Origin of the sequence: Bacillus sp. FSL K6-2861, from assembly GCF_038630725.1 — a bacterium.
GTDB classification, from domain to species: domain Bacteria; phylum Bacillota; class Bacilli; order Bacillales; family Bacillaceae; genus Bacillus; species Bacillus velezensis.
In genome coordinates this window covers 3,433,380-3,449,734 of sequence record NZ_CP152037.1, presented here as the reverse complement: position 1 = coordinate 3,449,734, position 16,355 = coordinate 3,433,380, and the positions used below count along the sequence as shown (strand labels likewise).

Annotated in this window: 18 protein-coding genes and 1 other RNA gene; 17 read left to right on the top strand and 2 right to left on the bottom strand. The window is 49.5% G+C overall.

What is annotated here, in order from left to right; genetic code table 11:
- Positions 1-73 precede the first annotated feature (73 nt).
- The 3 genes from ssrA to NYE62_RS17190 all read left to right on the top strand — a co-directional run bounded on the left by ssrA (position 74) and on the right by NYE62_RS17190 (position 1,726).
- Positions 74-436: a transfer-messenger RNA gene (gene ssrA, locus NYE62_RS17200) on the top strand.
- Between the two features lie 75 nt (positions 437-511).
- Positions 512-817, top strand: coding sequence for a barstar family protein (locus tag NYE62_RS17195; RefSeq protein WP_144463900.1), 306 nt, complete (start codon positions 512-514; stop codon positions 815-817).
- Between the two features lie 114 nt (positions 818-931).
- Positions 932-1,726, top strand: a complete 795-nt coding sequence (locus NYE62_RS17190; RefSeq protein WP_085342326.1) for an SDR family oxidoreductase — start codon at positions 932-934, stop codon at positions 1,724-1,726.
- Between the two features lie 38 nt (positions 1,727-1,764).
- On the opposite strand, the gene NYE62_RS17185 is transcribed toward NYE62_RS17190, so the two are convergent.
- Positions 1,765-2,655, bottom strand: coding sequence for a LysR family transcriptional regulator (locus NYE62_RS17185; RefSeq protein WP_032867938.1), 891 nt, complete (start codon positions 2,653-2,655; stop codon positions 1,765-1,767).
- Between the two features lie 151 nt (positions 2,656-2,806).
- On the opposite strand from NYE62_RS17185, the gene NYE62_RS17180 reads away from it, so the two are divergent.
- The 11 genes from NYE62_RS17180 to NYE62_RS17130 all read left to right on the top strand — a co-directional run bounded on the left by NYE62_RS17180 (position 2,807) and on the right by NYE62_RS17130 (position 11,965).
- Positions 2,807-3,346 (top strand): GNAT family N-acetyltransferase, encoded by a 540-nt coding sequence (locus NYE62_RS17180; RefSeq protein ID WP_039253835.1) that lies wholly within the window; start codon positions 2,807-2,809, stop codon positions 3,344-3,346.
- Entirely contained in the window at positions 3,343-4,155 is an 813-nt protein-coding gene (locus NYE62_RS17175; protein ID WP_342497079.1) for an amino acid ABC transporter substrate-binding protein, read from the top strand. Before NYE62_RS17180 ends, NYE62_RS17175 begins: the two co-directional genes overlap by 4 nt.
- A 25-nt stretch (positions 4,156-4,180) precedes the next feature.
- Positions 4,181-4,993, top strand: a complete 813-nt coding sequence (locus NYE62_RS17170; RefSeq protein WP_061890826.1) for an amino acid ABC transporter substrate-binding protein — start codon at positions 4,181-4,183, stop codon at positions 4,991-4,993.
- 22 nt (positions 4,994-5,015) lie between these two features.
- Positions 5,016-5,738: an amino acid ABC transporter permease gene (locus tag NYE62_RS17165; protein WP_342497078.1), complete on the top strand. Its 723-nt coding sequence runs from the start codon at positions 5,016-5,018 to the stop codon at positions 5,736-5,738.
- A gap of 15 nt (positions 5,739-5,753) precedes the next feature.
- Positions 5,754-6,461, top strand: a complete 708-nt coding sequence (locus NYE62_RS17160) for an amino acid ABC transporter permease (RefSeq protein WP_342497077.1) — start codon at positions 5,754-5,756, stop codon at positions 6,459-6,461.
- On the top strand, positions 6,458-7,237 hold the full coding sequence (locus NYE62_RS17155; protein ID WP_342497076.1) for an amino acid ABC transporter ATP-binding protein: 780 nt from the start codon (positions 6,458-6,460) through the stop codon (positions 7,235-7,237). The genes NYE62_RS17160 and NYE62_RS17155 overlap by 4 nt, the downstream gene beginning before the upstream one ends.
- Complete coding sequence (locus NYE62_RS17150; protein WP_053574073.1) at positions 7,234-8,250, top strand: LLM class flavin-dependent oxidoreductase; 1,017 nt, start codon at positions 7,234-7,236, stop codon at positions 8,248-8,250. Before NYE62_RS17155 ends, NYE62_RS17150 begins: the two co-directional genes overlap by 4 nt.
- 2 nt (positions 8,251-8,252) lie before the next feature.
- Positions 8,253-8,540, top strand: coding sequence for a glutaredoxin family protein (locus NYE62_RS17145; RefSeq protein ID WP_061860873.1), 288 nt, complete (start codon positions 8,253-8,255; stop codon positions 8,538-8,540).
- Positions 8,537-9,865, top strand: coding sequence for an LLM class flavin-dependent oxidoreductase (locus NYE62_RS17140; protein WP_342497075.1), 1,329 nt, complete (start codon positions 8,537-8,539; stop codon positions 9,863-9,865). Before NYE62_RS17145 ends, NYE62_RS17140 begins: the two co-directional genes overlap by 4 nt.
- A gap of 194 nt (positions 9,866-10,059) precedes the next feature.
- Complete coding sequence (locus NYE62_RS17135) at positions 10,060-10,695, top strand: FMN-dependent NADH-azoreductase (RefSeq protein ID WP_015240584.1); 636 nt, start codon at positions 10,060-10,062, stop codon at positions 10,693-10,695.
- A gap of 119 nt (positions 10,696-10,814) precedes the next feature.
- Positions 10,815-11,965 (top strand): IS3 family transposase gene (locus tag NYE62_RS17130; protein ID WP_241457897.1). Its coding sequence is split into 2 segments (ribosomal slippage): positions 10,815-11,088 and positions 11,088-11,965, totalling 1,152 coding nucleotides; the frame shifts between segments, so codons are not numbered across the junction.
- A gap of 63 nt (positions 11,966-12,028) precedes the next feature.
- Here NYE62_RS17130 and NYE62_RS17125 read toward each other — a convergent pair.
- Complete coding sequence (locus tag NYE62_RS17125) at positions 12,029-13,069, bottom strand: oxidoreductase (RefSeq protein ID WP_342497074.1); 1,041 nt, start codon at positions 13,067-13,069, stop codon at positions 12,029-12,031.
- 138 nt (positions 13,070-13,207) lie between these two features.
- On the opposite strand from NYE62_RS17125, the gene csoR reads away from it, so the two are divergent.
- From csoR to NYE62_RS17110, 3 genes are all read left to right on the top strand, one after another.
- Complete coding sequence (csoR, locus tag NYE62_RS17120; protein WP_003151723.1) at positions 13,208-13,513, top strand: copper-sensing transcriptional repressor CsoR; 306 nt, start codon at positions 13,208-13,210, stop codon at positions 13,511-13,513.
- A 75-nt stretch (positions 13,514-13,588) separates the two neighbouring features.
- The gene (gene copZ, locus NYE62_RS17115) at positions 13,589-13,795 is read left to right on the top strand and encodes a copper chaperone CopZ (protein ID WP_015240581.1); all 207 of its coding nucleotides are present in this window, start codon (positions 13,589-13,591) and stop codon (positions 13,793-13,795) included.
- Positions 13,796-13,878: 83 nt separating this feature from the next.
- On the top strand, positions 13,879-16,308 hold the full coding sequence (locus tag NYE62_RS17110; RefSeq protein WP_342497073.1) for a heavy metal translocating P-type ATPase: 2,430 nt from the start codon (positions 13,879-13,881) through the stop codon (positions 16,306-16,308).
- Positions 16,309-16,355: the final 47 nt, after the last annotated feature.

Here is a 16,355-nt window from a genome sequence, read left to right as displayed (position 1 = left end):
CTGTGATCATGGTATAATAACAGTACAGCCAGTTGAGCAAGAGCTTGATAGATCTCCCGTATACCCTTAACAAGGGGACGTTACGGATTCGACAGGGATGGATCGAGCTTGAGCTGCGAGCCGAGAGGCGATCTCGTTAACACGCACCTAAATATAACTGGCAAAACTAAAAGTTTTAACCAAAACTTAGCACTAGCTGCCTAATAAACGCAGCGAGCTCTTCCTGACATTGCCTATGTGTCCGTGAAGAGCACATCCAAGTAGGCTACGCTTGCGTTCCCGTCTGAGAACGTAAGAAGAGACTGACAGACTAGCTCTCGGAAGGCCCGCCCGCAGGCACGAAGACGAGTGAAACACGAAATATGCAGGCTACGCTCGTAGACGCTTAAGTAATCGATGTTTCTGGACGTGGGTTCGACTCCCACCGTCTCCATACATAACAGAGGAACCGCAGTGCCGTCACTTGACCGCACTGCGGTTTTTTCATGCCGAAATAAAGGAGTCCATTTGAATGATAGTCGTCATCATAGACGGAAAAGATGTTACAAGCACAGAAGCTTTACACCGAATCTTAAAAGATCAATTAGATTTCCCGGACTTTTATGGTGAAAATCTGAATGCCTTATGGGATTGTCTGACAGGCTGGATCGAACTTCCGCTGACTTTGGTGTGGAAGAATTTTGACATCAGTCAGAAGGAATTGGGTTCGGATGCTGATGATGTCTTGGAGCTGTTTCAAGAGGCTCAAGAAGAGTTAGGGAATCGGTTTGTCATTCAAATCGATCAGCCGTCAGCTGGGACAACGGACAGGCACTAAAAAGTGCGTACTTCCCCTCATCCATTTTTCTATCCGATAATAGGGACGGAGGGTTTCAGGCTTTCGATTTCAGTCCATATATAAGAAGAGACTTGCGATAGGGAGGAATGGATGATGGATTTGCGGTTGAAAGGGAAGACGGCGCTTGTGACGGGATCTACGTCAGGCATCGGGAAGGCGATTGCGGCTTCGCTGATTGCAGAAGGTGCGGCCGTGATCATTAACGGCCGCCGTGAAGAAAAGGTGAACGAAACGATCCGGGAACTAGAGAAACAGACGCCGGATGCCCGTCTCTATCCGGCCGCATTTGATTTAGGCACGGCGGAAGGATGCGGGGCGATTTTTCAGCAGTATCCGGATGTGGATATTCTCGTCAACAATTTAGGAATCTTTGAACCTGCGGAATACTTTGATATTCCTGACGAAGAGTGGCTCCGGTTTTTCGAGGTGAATATCATGAGCGGCGTGAGGCTGACACGCCGGTATGCAAAGCGGATGATTGAACGGAAGGAAGGGCGGGTTATTTTTATCGCGAGTGAAGCGGCCGTCATGCCTTCTCAGGAAATGGCCCACTACAGCGCCACGAAAACGACGCAGCTGTCGTTGTCACGCAGTCTGGCCGAGCTCACGGAAGGGACGAATGTGACGGTGAATACGGTCATGCCGGGCTCCACGAAAACAGAGGGCGTCGAAACGATGCTTGAGTCGCTTTATCCCGGTGAAAACCTGACCGCGGCGGAGGCGGAGAGACGATTTATGAAGGAAAATCGTCCGACGTCGATCATTCAGCGATTGATCCGTCCGGAAGAAATCGCCCACTTTGTCGCCTTTTTAAGCAGCCCGCTGTCGTCTGCCATTAACGGATCTGCATTGCGGATCGACGGCGGCTTGGTGCGGAGCATTATATAAGATGAACGTACAAAAACCCCCGTAAAGCGGGGGTTTTTTTAATGTGGATCACGCTGAAACCGGCTGATGATCCTGCTGATTAAATCTTTTGTGGCGGAGTCAAAATGCTCTTCTTTTTGGTTTGTCAACAGCCCGACCGGCGGTGAAATTGTTAAGTTATGGATCGGAATGACCTTCGTGCCCTCGATCGGTTCTGAATGCGCCGTCGCCGTAAAGATTGAGACGCCGATATTTTCCCTGACATAGTATTGGTGAGCCATGCTGCTGGTCAGCTCCATTTTTCGATAGCGGCTGCCGATGGACCGCTGCAGGTGCTGTTCAATTTGAATCCGGATCGGGCAATTGGCGGGCGTAAAAATCAGGCATTCATTTTCTAAATCCTCGAGATTGACGCTTGCTTTGGCGGCAAGGGGATGTCTGTCTGACACGATGACATTGAGCGAGTCATGAAAAAACGGATCGAAATAATTCTCCAGAATCAGCTCCGGCTCGCCGCATACGGCAAAATCAATGGCGCCTTCCAGCAGTTTGCGGCTGCATGTATTGGCGTCATCCACGCTGACATTGACCGACATGTCCGGATAATCATTTAAGAAACCCCGCAGTACGGCAGGGAAGATCAGGCTTGCCGTCGGTTCGGATATGCCGATCTGAATAAGGCCGGCCTGCCCCTGTCTGATATCGGCCAGAGTATGGTCAAGCACCTCGTATTGCGCGAGAAGCTGCCCGGCCCGCTCATGAAACAGCCGCCCCGCCCTTGTCAGCTTCAGCTTCTTTCCCCGTTCAAACAGCTGCGCGCCTACATCCTGTTCCAGCTGTTTAATCCGCATTGAAATCGTCGGCTGTGAGTAGTTCAGAATTTCGGCGGCTTTATAAAAGCTGCCTGACTGTACGATCGTATGAAACGTTTTAATGGTGCGTAATTCCAACGAAATCCCCTCCCGGCTGTTCATTAATTTTCTTGAACCTTTCCTTTACTTTTTTTGATTAGTCAAATAAATCAGTTTGCTTTATAGTATAAACAATCAAAGCTTAGTAAACAAATTGGAATTATATATTTTTGCGGGGAGAGTGACCGGAATGAGTGAAGACATATTTCGATTGGCTGAGAAAAAGGATGCGCCGGAGTTTTTAGAGCTGCTGTACAGCGCGTTTCAGCCGATCCGCAATTTGGAGATTGACTGGCCGTCGGCGCGGGCCGACATCGATATGGTAACAGAAAATATTGAAAATCATTCAGCCGTCGTGCTCGAACGGGACGGACGGATTCTTTCAACCATTACGATCCGTTTTCCGTGGGAGAGTGACACGCCTCCGTCAAAATATCCGTTCGTCTGGTGGTTTGCAACGCTTCCTGAGCTGAAGGGGCAGGGCATCGGCAGCAAACTTTTGACTTATGTGGAGGAACACGTGCTGCGGGATACGCTGAAGGCCCCGGCCATCACGCTCGGCACTTCGGCGCGCAAGCATCCCTGGCTTGTAGATATGTACAGACGGAGGGGGTATGAAGTGTATTTTGAGCAGGAGAAAGACGGAGACATCGGAGTCATGATGAGAAAGGTGCTCATATCGGAGCGGTTTGACGCGTCGCTGTTAGGCACACCGAGCTGGGCGCAATGATAAAAAAACGGATCAGAGCCGGCTGTCTGCTTCTGCTGCTCGGCGTGCTGGCCGGGTGCGGGCAAGGAGAAAGCACAAAAGCGGGGAGCGGCGTGCAGACCGTCATTGTCGGCACGGGAACTGATTTTCCGAACATTGCTTTTATGGATGAAAAAGGCGAGCTGACCGGCTATGACATTGAAGTGATGAAAGCCATTGATGAACAGCTGCCGCAATACAAATTTGTCTTTAAGACGATGGATTTTTCGAATCTGCTTACAAGTCTAGGAAACCGGAAAATTGATGTGATCGCGCATAATATGGCGAAAAATAAGGAACGGGAGAAACGCTTTTTGTATCACAAGATCCCATATAACTACTCGCCGATGTACCTCACGGTGAAGGCGGATAATGACGCGATACACACGCTCCGGGATTTAAAAGGGAAAACCGTCATCGTCGGCGCGACGTCAAACGCGGCGGATTATATGACGGCATACAACAAAACCCACGGCAGCCCGATACATTTGAAATACGCCGGGCAGGGCGGCAATGATACAGCAAACCAAATAGAGACGGGACGCGCTGACGCCACCGTATCCACGCCGTTTGCCGTCGATTTTCAAAATAAGACGCACGCGTTCAAACAAAAAACGGTCGGTGATGTGCTACTGGATACCGAGGTGTATTTTATGTTCAATAAAAACAGCCAAACCCTGGCGGACGATACGGATCGGGCGATTCAAAAGCTTGAGAAGGACGGCACATTGAAAAGGCTGAGTGAAAAATGGCTCGGCGCGGATTATTCAAAATCAAGTTTCACGAAATAATTGAAGCAGAAAACGGGGCGATCACATGAAAATAAGACTGGCGGTCATGTCATTAACAATTGCTGCAACGGCGGCGTTATCAGCCTGCGGCGCGGGCGGGGAGGCGGCATCAGGCAATCAGAAAAACGTGAAGAACATTACGGTCGGCACCGGCACTCAATTTCCGAATATTTGCTTTATTGATGATGAAGGCAAATTGACGGGCTACGACGTTGAGCTGGTGAAAGAGCTTGACAGGCGCCTGCCGGACTATCGTTTCACTTTTAAAACGATGGATTTCTCCAACCTGCTTGTCAGCCTCGGCCAGCATAAAGTCGATATCGTAGCCCATCAAATGGAGAAAAGCGCCGAACGGGAGAAAAAATTTCTGTTCAATCAAGTCGCGTATAACAACTTCCCGCTGAAAATCACGGTGCTTCAAGAAAACGGGAACATTCACGGCATTGATGACTTGAAAGGAAAGCGGGTCATTACAAGTCCGACGTCAAACGGCGCGCTTGTGCTGAAAAAATGGAATGAAAAACACGGCAGTCCGTTTGAAATCGCTTATGCGGGCCAAGGTTCAAACGATGCGGCCAATCAGCTGAAATCCGGCCGCGCCGATGCGACGATTTCTACGCCGTTTGCCGTCGATTTCCAAAACAAAACGAGCGCGATCAAAGAAAAAACGGTCGGCGGGGTGCTGTCAAATGCCAAAGTGTTCTTTATGTTTAACAAAAATGAACAAACGCTGAGCGATGACATTGATAAAGCCCTCAAGGAAATCATTGATGACGGCACGCTTAAAAAGCTGAGTGAAAAGTGGCTCGGCGCGGATTATTCAAAGGAGCAATATTAAGTGAAAAAGAGAGGGATCGGTAATGGAAAAAGCGTTTGATATCAGTATGATCGCGTCCTTTGTGCCGACATTGCTCGGGTATTTGCCCGTCACGCTGTATATATTGGCGGTGTCTCTGCTGTTCGGCTTTCTATTGGGGCTGCTTTTGGCGCTGCCCCGCATCTATCGCATTCCCGTTTTGAATCAGTTTGCGAAGCTGTATATCTCTTTTTTCAGAGGAACGCCCATCATGGTGCAGCTGTTCATTGTATTTTACGGTATTCCGGCGCTCACGGCTCTCGCCGGGATTGATACCTCCAAAATGGACCCTTTGTATGCGGCCATCGCCACGTATGCGCTGAGCAGCGCGGCAAGAGCGGCCGAAATCATCAGGGGAGGTGTGAACAGCGTCGACCGCGGGCAGGCGGAGGCGGCTTTCAGCATCGGGCTGAACGGGGGGCAGACATTCTGGCGCATCATTCTGCCGCAGGCGCTTGTGCAGGCCTTTCCCAACATCGGAAATATGGTGATCGGTTTCTTAAAAGATACATCACTCGCTTTTTCGATTGGGGTGATGGATATGTCGGGCAGAGGACAGACCTTGATTACATCGAGCAATCATTCTTTAGAAGTGTATATCTCGCTTTCTGTTCTGTATTATGCGGCCGCCCTTTTATTTGAATGTGTCTTCAGATGGGCCGAAAAACGAATCAAGAAAGATGAGACGCGCCTTGTGACGGTTTTTGACATGAGCGCGCACGGCTGAAAAGGAGGGAGAACAGTGGAGCTGGACATTCCATTTATCGGCACTGCGATCAAACAATTGATGAAAACCGTTCCGCTTACATTGGCGATGACGGTCATTCCGATTATTGCCGGATTTTTCATAGCTCTCGGCAATATCACGGTGCGTATATTCCGCATCAAATGGCTGCTGGCCTGCTCATCGTTTTACGTGTCTTTTTTCCGCAGCACCCCGGCGATTCTCCATATTATGCTGATTTATTTAGGGGTTCCGCTGATTGCCGATCAATTCAGCCGCGCGTTTCATCTCGGCTGGTCGGCCAATCAGATTCCGGTCGCCGTGTTTGTCATCATGGCACTGTCATTAACGGCAGGCGCTTATATGACGGAAATTCTCCGTTCCGGGATCATGGCCGTCGATACGGGGCAGGCGGAGGCGGCATATTCAATCGGCCTGACGCGGGGCCAGATGATTCGGCGCGTGGTTCTGCCGCAGGCGTTCATGATATCGCTTCCGAACTTCACCAACATAGGCATCGGCTTTTTGCATACCACTTCCATCGCGGCCATTGTTGCGGTGCCTGAGATTACAGGAACGGCGACGATTGCGGCATCCGATAACTATGCATTTCTGGAAGCATTTATCGGGGCTGCCGTGATTTATTGGGGATTAACGCTGATTCTCGAAGCTGTAAACAGTCTGGCGGAAAAAAGGGCAGCCAGATATCAAGGAGGCGCATTATGATCGAAATCCGAAACATTCAAAAACATTTTGGCAGTCATCACGTGCTAAAGGGGATCAATTTAAGTGTCCGGAAAGGAGAAGTCGTGACCATCATCGGCCCGAGCGGTTCCGGGAAAACCACTTTTCTGCGCTGCCTTAATTTACTTGAGCGGCCGGATGAGGGCGCCATTTCGCTGCACGGTGAAGTCATTAACTGCAAAAAGCCTGCCAAAAAAGACATTCTCAGACTGAGGAAACAGACGGCGATGGTTTTTCAGCAATATCATTTGTTCTCGCATAAAACGGCGATTCAAAATGTTATGGAAGGCCTGACGGTCGCAAGGAAAATGAAAAAACCAGATGCGTACGCCATTGCCGAGCGGGAACTGGCCAAGGTGGGGCTTCAGGATAAATTGCACGCCTATCCGAATCAGCTGTCGGGAGGCCAAAAGCAGCGGGTCGGAATTGCCAGGGCGCTTGCCATTTATCCTGATGTGATGCTGTTTGATGAACCGACCGCAGCCCTCGATCCGGAGCTTGTCGGCGAGGTGCTCGAGGTGATGCTTAACATTGTGCGGACCGGCGCCACCATGATCATTGTCACTCATGAAATGGAATTCGCCAGAAGAGTGTCCGACCAAATTGTGTTTATGGATGAAGGAGCAATCGTGGAACAAGGAACGCCTGAGGAAGTCTTTTACAAGACGAAAAAAGAAAGAACGAAGAAGTTCCTCCGCCGCGTGCTGCCTGATTACGGTTATGACATAAAAGAGCGCATAAAGGAGCCTGTCGTATGATTCGTTTAAGCATTTTAGACCAAAGTGTCACCGCGGAAAACCAAACCGCAGAAGAAGCCTTGCGGCAAACGGTGAAATTGGCTCAGGAGGCCGAACAATACGGATATGACCGTTTCTGGGCGGCGGAGCATCATAACAATGAAGAGATAGCGGGATCAGCGCCGGAAATTGTTCTGGGGTATCTTGCCGCAAGCACGAAAAAAATCCGTCTCGCATCCGGCGGAGTGATGCTGCAGCATTACAGTCCTTATAAAGTGGCGGAGCAGTTCCGGGTTCTGTCCGCCCTTGCTCCCGGCCGTGTGGCGCTCGGTGTCGGCAAAGCGCCCGGCGGATTTCAGCTGTCAACCGATGCGCTGCAGCGGGAGCTTATCCAGCCCGCCCGTTTATTTGAAGAAAAGCTTGAGGAGCTGACTCATTTCATCCGAAATGATTTTCCGGACTCGCACCGCTACGCGTCGTTGCGGCCGGCGCCGCATACTGAGTATGCGCCTGACCTCTTTTTGCTCGGCGGCAGCGCGGAAAGCGCGATATCCGCGGCCAAACTCGGCATTTCCTTCGTTTTCGCCTATTTCATAAACGGTGAAGAGGCTGCGTTAGAAAAAGCGCGCCACGCCTTTGACGAGCATCTGCCGAAAGGATCGAAGGCGGAATTTCACCTTGCGCCGATGGTCTTTACCGCGCATACAAAAGCAGAAGCGGAAAAACACGTCGTATCGCGTGAGTCGGTCAAAATCATTCTCGAAGACGGCAAAAAGGTGAATGTCGGTTCCCGGGAACAAGCGGAAGCGTTTCTTGAACAAGTCACGCAGCCATATAAGCTGATTACACAAAAGACGGGTGTGATTGCCGGGACAAAAGAAGAGACTGCCGCCGAGCTGCGACGATTATCCGTTCAGTACAGCATTACTGATTTTGTGATTTTGTCGCCTATCAAAAACGCTGAGGAAAAACGATTGTCTTACCGGCTGTTAAGCGAAGCGGTGCAGCCGGCCCCACAATTACAGGAGGGATGAACATGAGTCATGAAGTAAACGTAGTGGTCTGGAGCAAACAGGGCTGCTCCTATTGCGATGAAGTGAAAGGATATTTGCGGGAAAAGGCCATTGCGTACGAAACAATTGATGTGACGGAGCGGGACGAATTGCGTGACGTGCTGCAGATGAAATACGGCATCCGTCATGTCCCCGTCGTTGAACTCGGCAGCGGTGACAGCCGTGTGTATCAGGCCGTTACTCAAGTCGGCATTGAACATGTAGAACGGGCGCTTGCCGATTACGAGGGGAAAAAGGGGGAGAGAAAATGAGCCGGGCGGATCTAATTCAATTCGGAGCCATGATTCACGGTGTCGGCGGCACAACGGACGGCTGGCGTCATCCCGACGCCGATCCGACAGCAAGCACGAATGCGGCGTTTTACAGGCAAAAAGCGCAGACTGCAGAAAGAGGGCTGTTCAGCTTTGCTTTTATTGCGGACGGCTTGTTCATTTCTGAAAAGTCCATCCCGCATTTCTTAAATCGGTTTGAGCCGATCACTATCTTATCGGCGCTTGCCGCCTCTACAACCCATCTTGGTTTAATCGGCACATTTTCCACATCGTTCACTGAGCCGTTCACCATCGCAAGACAGCTGATGTCTCTTGACCATATCAGCGGCGGCCGGGCGGGCTGGAATCTCGTCACCTCTCCGCAGGCGGGAGCCGCGCGCAATCACAGCAAAGAAAGCCTTCCCGACCACAGCCGGCGCTATGCCATCGCCCAGGAACATGTGGACGTGGTGCGCGGTCTGTGGAATTCCTGGGAAGAAGATGCCTTCGTCCGCAACAAAGAAACCGGGCAGTTTTTTGACCCTGACAAACTGCATCGCCTGTATCACAAAGGCGAGTATTTCAAAGTGGAGGGCCCGCTGAATATCGGCCGGTCCAAACAGGGAGAGCCGGTCGTTTTCCAAGCGGGGTCTTCAGAAACCGGCCGGTCGTTTGCCGCGAGGAATGCAGATGCAGTCTTTACGCACTCCAATTCACTTGAGGAAACGAAAGCTTTTTATGATGATGTGAAGAAGCGGGCGGCGGATTACGGCCGGGACGCTTCCAAGCTGCGGATCTTTCCGGGAATCAGTCCGATTATAGCCGGCTCACAAGAAGAAGCGGAAGCGAAATACCAAGAATTCGCCGAGCTGATTCCGATAGAGAACGCTGTTAAATATGTGGCCAGATTTTTTGACGATTATGATCTGAGCCGTTTTCCGCTGGATGAGCCGTTCCCTGATTTGGGCGACGTCGGGAAAAACGCGTTTCAAAGCACGACAGACCGTATCAAAAGGGAGGCGAAAGCCCGGAATCTTACGCTGCGTCAAGTGGCGCGCGAAGCCGCGTTTCCGCGAACCCATTTTATCGGCACACCGGAACATGTGGCATCATTAATTGAAACATGGTTTCAGCGGGAAGCGGCGGACGGGTTTATCATTCACTCTGACATCCCCGGCATGCTTGAAGCTTTTGTGGATCATGTCATACCGATCCTCCAGGAAAAGGGGCTGTACCGAAAAAGCTATCCGGCGGATACACTGCGGGGGAATCTCGGGTTGGATATTCCGGCCTGCAGACCCAATCCGATTTTGAGCAGAAACTAAATGTTTCTGCTTTTTCCGCTGCTTGTCATTCCCGTCATTGCAGCCTTTTCAAAAAAATACACTGATTTCGAGATATTATTGTTGCGAAAAGATTTTTTTGTAACTATAATTATTACAGAACTGATCAGTATAAAAAAACATTCATATTTCATAATAAATGTGTGTGTAATCTGAAAACGAAAGGGCTGTTTACAATGGCAAAAGTACTTTATATAACTGCTCATCCTCATGATGAAAAGACATCTTACAGCATGGCGACAGGAAAAGCGTTTATCGATTCTTATAAAGAATCAAACCCGAATGATGAGGTTGTACATATCGACCTTTACAAAGAGAACATTCCTCATATCGACGCGGATGTATTCAGCGGCTGGGGAAAACTTCAATCCGGCACAGGTTTTGAAGAGCTTTCTGAAAACGAAAAAGCGAAAGTCAGCCGTCTGAACGAGCTGAGCGATCAATTCGCGGCAGCTGACAAATACGTATTCGTCACACCGCTTTGGAACTTTTCATTCCCGCCTGTTATGAAAGCGTACCTTGATTCTGTGGCTGTAGCCGGAAAATCATTCAAATATACAGAGCAAGGCCCGATCGGTCTGTTGACAGACAAAAAAGCGCTCCACATTCAGGCGCGCGGAGGCTATTACTCTGAAGGGCCGGCGGCTGACATGGAAATGGGCCACCGTTACATCGGCATCATGATGAACTTCTTCGGCGTTCCTTCTTTTGACGGTTTAATCGTTGAAGGCCATAATGCTGAACCGAATAAAGCACAGCAAATTAAAGAAGATGCGATTGCCCGCGCGAAAGAAGCCGGAAAATCATTCTGATCTTAAAAAAACCTCCCCGCCGTACGGAACTGACCCCATAATATGAGACAAACAAAAAACACCTTCAAGTTTGAAAACGGACCGTTGTTATCCGAAATAAAACTTGGAGGTGTTTTTCTATGGGGACAAGAGTGAGTTATCCGGTTGAAGTCAAACAGAAGGCTGTAGGAATGAGATTGGCGGGCGTGCCTATGAAAGAGATCATGCAGGAATTGAATATCAAAAATAAGACTCAGGTTCAGACATGGGTTAGATGGCATAAGGCTGGGGATACCCACCGATTCGAACAGCCTGTTGGAAAGCAATATACTTATGGAAAGGGTCCGGAGTATTCTTCTGAATTAGAGAAACTCCAGGCAGAGAATCGTTATCTGAGACAACAGAATGAAGTGTTAAAAAAGTACAACGAATTGGAAAGGAAGCTGATAGGGAAACGACAATCAAACTGGTAGAAGAATTGCGCAAGACGATGACGGTACAGGACATCTGTGTCCATTTAGATATTTCACGCACTTCATATTATAGATGGAGAAAGAATCTGACTAAGAGTAATCCTAAGATGCGACTGGAGAAACAAATCGGCACGTTGTGCCGAGAACACAAGTATCGATATGGATATCGAAAAATCACAGCCATACTAAAAAAGAGAATAAGTATTAATCATAAATCTGTTCAACGTATTATGCAGAAAAATCAATGGCAGTGTCGGGTTAAGATGAAAAAGCGTAAAAAAAGTGGGCAGCCATATTCTGTGGTCGATAATATATTGGATCGGAACTTTCAGTCTGATCGCCCTCTTGAAAAACTGGTAACGGACATCACATATTTGCCTTATGGACAGAAACAATTGTACCTTTCCAGTATATTGGATTTATACAATGGAGAAGTGATTGCTTTTACGATTGGAGATAAGCAGGACACAGACTTTGTCTTAGACACACTTGATCAGCTGCCAACACTTCCTGAAAACTGCGTGTTACATAGTGACCAAGGTTCTGTTTATACATCTTATGAGTATCAGAAAGCTGTTAAAACAAAAGGCATTACCATGAGCATGTCCCGCAAAGGGACACCCGCTGATAATGCCTCCATCGAATCGTTTCATTCCTCACTAAAGTCTGAAACGTTCTATCTTAACAGCATTGATCGAACTACGACCGCCATCGTAGAACGCACTGCCATAGAATACATTCATTATTATAACAATATTCGTATTCAAACGAAACTAAACAGCCAATCGCCGATACAATATCGGCAATTGGCTGTATGAAGGTGTTTTGATCCCTGTCTCAAAAACGGGGGTCAGTCCCGTACTGCTGGGAGGTTTTTTATATTAAAGGGCAATCGTCCGTTTTTGTTCGCTGCTTTTCATTGCGGCTTCAATGACACGGATGACATCGATGCCTTCTTTTGCCGTAACGGGAAGCGGTTTTCCGTTTAAGATGCTGTCTGCCAGCAGTTTGTAGTACGTAAGGTAAGAGCCGTTCTCAGAGGGGATTGTTTCTGTATGCCTTTTCTCACCCGTTGCGATTGTCAGCTCTCCGAAGTTGTCAGGATCATCGGCGCCCCAGCTGTCGTCAATCGGCTTTTTGCCCGCTGAAAGCGCATCTTCCTGTCCATCCATTCCGTATTTGATAAAGCTTGCATTCCGTCCGTGAATCTGATAGCGCGGGCCGCTTGCCGCATTCATGGAGCCGGATTGAAGAATGACCTGAAGTTTGCCGTAATGGAGCGCGGCCAGAAAATTATCAACGGTTTCACTGTTGTCCCGCTGTTTCATCACATGTGCGGTGACGGATTCCGGCATTCCGAAAAGCAGAAGTGTCTGGTCAATAATATGTGAACCGAGATCATACAGCGTTCCCGTGGCGGGTCCGTTCTTTTCGCGCCATTTTTCCTGTACAACCGGGTTGTATAGATCGTAGCTGACTTGATATGTATGAATGTCTTGAAGCGCCTCGTCCCGAATCAGCTTTTGTATTGTTAAAAAGTCATTGTCCCAGCGCCGGTTGTGGTACACGCTCAGCAAGACGCCTTTATCTTCAGCCGTTCTTCTCAGCTCCTCCGCTTCTGCTGAAGTCGCCGTCATCGGTTTTTCCACGACGGTGTGTTTTCCCGCCAGGAGACATTTCATCGCTGATTCATAATGCATTCCGCTCGGTGTCGTGACGATGACGAGATCAATGTCAGGATCACCGGTAATGTCTTCAATCGCGCGCACGGCTTCAGCCCCCGGCAGATCACGTTTGACCTCATCCGTTCTGGACGTCATGACTTTTTTGATCTGATAATCATCAAGGACGTCCAAAAGCGGCGCATGAAAGACTTTACCCGACAAACCATATCCCAATATGCCAACTTGTATCGTTTTCAATGAGTTTCCCCCTCTTGATAAGTGATAACATTATATACCCCGCGGGTGTACTGGTAAAACTTGTGTGTTGAAAATTTTTTACACCGGATTTTCAAGTCTGTATAATGAAGATAACGAAGAAAAAAACCGAGGTGGAAAATGGACAAACATACCGAGCATCAATCGTTAAATCATAAAAGCGCCAAGGAAAAAGACCAGATCCTGAACCGGCTGAAACGGATTGAAGGCCAAGTCAGGGGCATTCAGAATATGGTGGATAACGAACGATACTGCGTGGATATTCTCGTGCAGATTTCAGCCGTACAGGCGGCCATGCAGAAAGTCGCGTTTCATCTGCTGGAAGATCACGCCCATCACTGCGTAGCCGGCGCCATTGAGAGCGGAAACGGGGAGCAGGCGATTGCCGAGCTGCTTGATGTTGTGAAAAAAATCGCAAAATCGTAAAATAAAATGTTTTGAAATACCCTACAGGGGTATGGTAACATGAAGAAGAAAAAACAAGACATGGAGGGAATCATCATGGAACAAAAAACACTGCAAGTCGAAGGCATGTCATGTCAGCACTGCGTCAAAGCAGTAGAGACCGGAGTAGGAGAACTGAACGGAGTGACGGCGGTTCAGGTGAAATTGGAAGCCGGACAGGTGGATGTGACGTTTGATGAGAACAAAGTCTCCGTATCAGATATAAAAGACGCGATTGAAGATCAAGGTTATGACGTCGTATAGGATTTATCGCGCTGCGGAAACGGGCGCGGTTTTCTTTTATCATAATTATACCCCTATGGGGTTTATGAAGAGAGATGAGGACATTGAGTGAACCGAAAGAAATGACCATTCAAGTGGGGGGCATGACATGCGCCGCCTGCGCTTCAAGAATTGAAAAAGGGTTGAAACGGATGGACGGCGTCAATGACGCTTCCGTCAATCTTGCACTTGAGACTTCAAACATTTCCTATCACCCTGACAAAATCGAAGCAAGCGCCATAAAAGAAAAAATTGAAAAACTCGGCTACCATGTCGTGACGGAAAAAACCGAGTTTCAGATTGAAGGCATGACGTGCGCCGCTTGCGCCAATCGGATTGAAAAGCGCCTGAACAAAGTAGGGGGAGTTGACAGCGCACCGGTGAATTTCGCCCTTGAAACGGTCTCCGTTGAATACAACCCCAAAGAGGTGACACCGAAAGAACTGAAAGAGACCGTGGCAAAACTCGGCTACCGATTAGAAGAAAAGGAAGCGGACGGCCAAGACGGCGGATTATCTCAAAAGGAAAAAGAACAGCGAAAGCAGCTGATCAGGCTGATATTTTCTGCCGTTCTCTCATTTCCGCTTCTCTGGTCGATGGTCAGCCATTTTTCTTTTACTTCTTTTATCTGGATGCCGGATATCCTGATGAATCCGTGGCTGCAATTCGCGCTTGCCACCCCGGTGCAGCTCGTCATCGGCTGGCCTTTTTATATGGGAGCGTACAAGGCGCTGAGAAACAAAAGCGCCAATATGGATGTTCTCGTTGCGCTCGGAACGACGGCCGCTTACGCATACAGCCTGTACATGACGATTGCGTCTCTCGGACGAGACGGACATGTTGAGGGGCTTTATTATGAAACGAGCGCCATTTTGCTGACTTTGATTTTGCTTGGAAAGCTTTTAGAGATGAAAGCAAAAGGCCGCTCATCAGAAGCGATTAAAAAGTTAATGAAGCTTCAGGCGAAGACGGCGGCGGTTGAGCGGGACGGCAAAGTACAGGTGATTCCGATTGATGAGGTCCGGACGGGGGACATCGTATATGTGAAACCGGGAGAACGCGTCCCTGTCGATGGCGAAGTGATTGAAGGCCATTCCGCGATTGATGAATCGATGATTACGGGAGAGAGCATGCCTGTCGATAAGTCTCCCGGAAGCACCGTCACCGGGGCGACGATCAATGCAAACGGTTTTCTCAAAATCAAAGCGGTGAATGTCGGGAAAGATACCGCGCTTGCACACATTATTAAAATCGTGGAAGAAGCCCAAGGATCAAAAGCCCCCATTCAGCGGCTCGCAGATCACATTTCAGGCATTTTCGTCCCGATTGTGCTGGGGCTGGCCGTGCTGACTTTTCTCATTTGGTATGTATGGGTCGCGCCGGGACAGTTTTCTGAAGCGATCGGCAAATTCATCGCCGTGCTTGTCATTGCCTGTCCGTGCGCACTCGGGCTTGCCACTCCGACGAGCATTATGGCGGGCTCCGGCCGCGCAGCTGAATTCGGCATTCTTTTTAAAGGCGGAGAGCATTTAGAAAAAACACAGCGTCTGACGACCATCGTACTGGATAAAACAGGAACGGTGACAAACGGCAGACCGGTTCTGACAGATGCCGTACCGGCAGCGGGAATGAACGAAGAGGAACTCCTGCGGCTGGCGGCGGCCGCCGAAACGGGATCAGAGCACCCGCTTGGAGAAGCCATCGTTTCAGGAGCCGAAAAACGGGGGATTGCCATCCCAAAAATCACCCGGTTCCAAGCCCGGATCGGTTCGGGAATATACGCCGAGGCTGACGGCAGAACGATACTTGCCGGATCAAGACGGCTGATGGAATCGGAACACATCGAACATGAGGCGCTGCTTCCTCACATGGCCCGCTTGGAGGCGGAAGGAAAAACGGTGATGCTTATTGCGGCAGACGGCAAAGCGGCGGGGCTTATCGCAGTCGCCGATACAATCAAAGACACATCTCCGGCCGCGGTGAAACGCCTGAATGATATGGGGCTTGACGTCATCATGATGACCGGTGACAACAAAAAGACCGCGGAAGCCATTGCAAAAGCCGCGGGCATCGGCAGCGTGATCGCCGAAGTGCTTCCCGAACAAAAGGCGGCGGAAATTTCCCGGCTGCAAAAAGAAGGCCGGCGCGTGGCGATGGTCGGTGACGGCATCAATGATGCTCCGGCGCTGGCTGTGGCTGATATCGGAATGGCCATCGGCACCGGCACAGATATCGCAATGGAAGCGGCGGATATTACGCTGATCCGCGGTGACCTGAACGGCATTGCCGACGCCATCGGCATGAGCAGGCTGACCATGAGAAACATCAAGCAGAATTTAGGCTGGGCATTGGGATACAACAGCATCGGCATTCCGATTGCGGCGGCCGGCTTTCTGGCCCCGTGGGTGGCAGGCGCTGCCATGGCGTTCAGCTCAGTATCGGTCGTCCTTAATGCTTTGCGTTTACAGAAGGTGAAACAAGACAAAATGGGCTGATGCCTGTTTTGTCTTTTTTATTGACACTTTATTCAAAGCCTGCATAT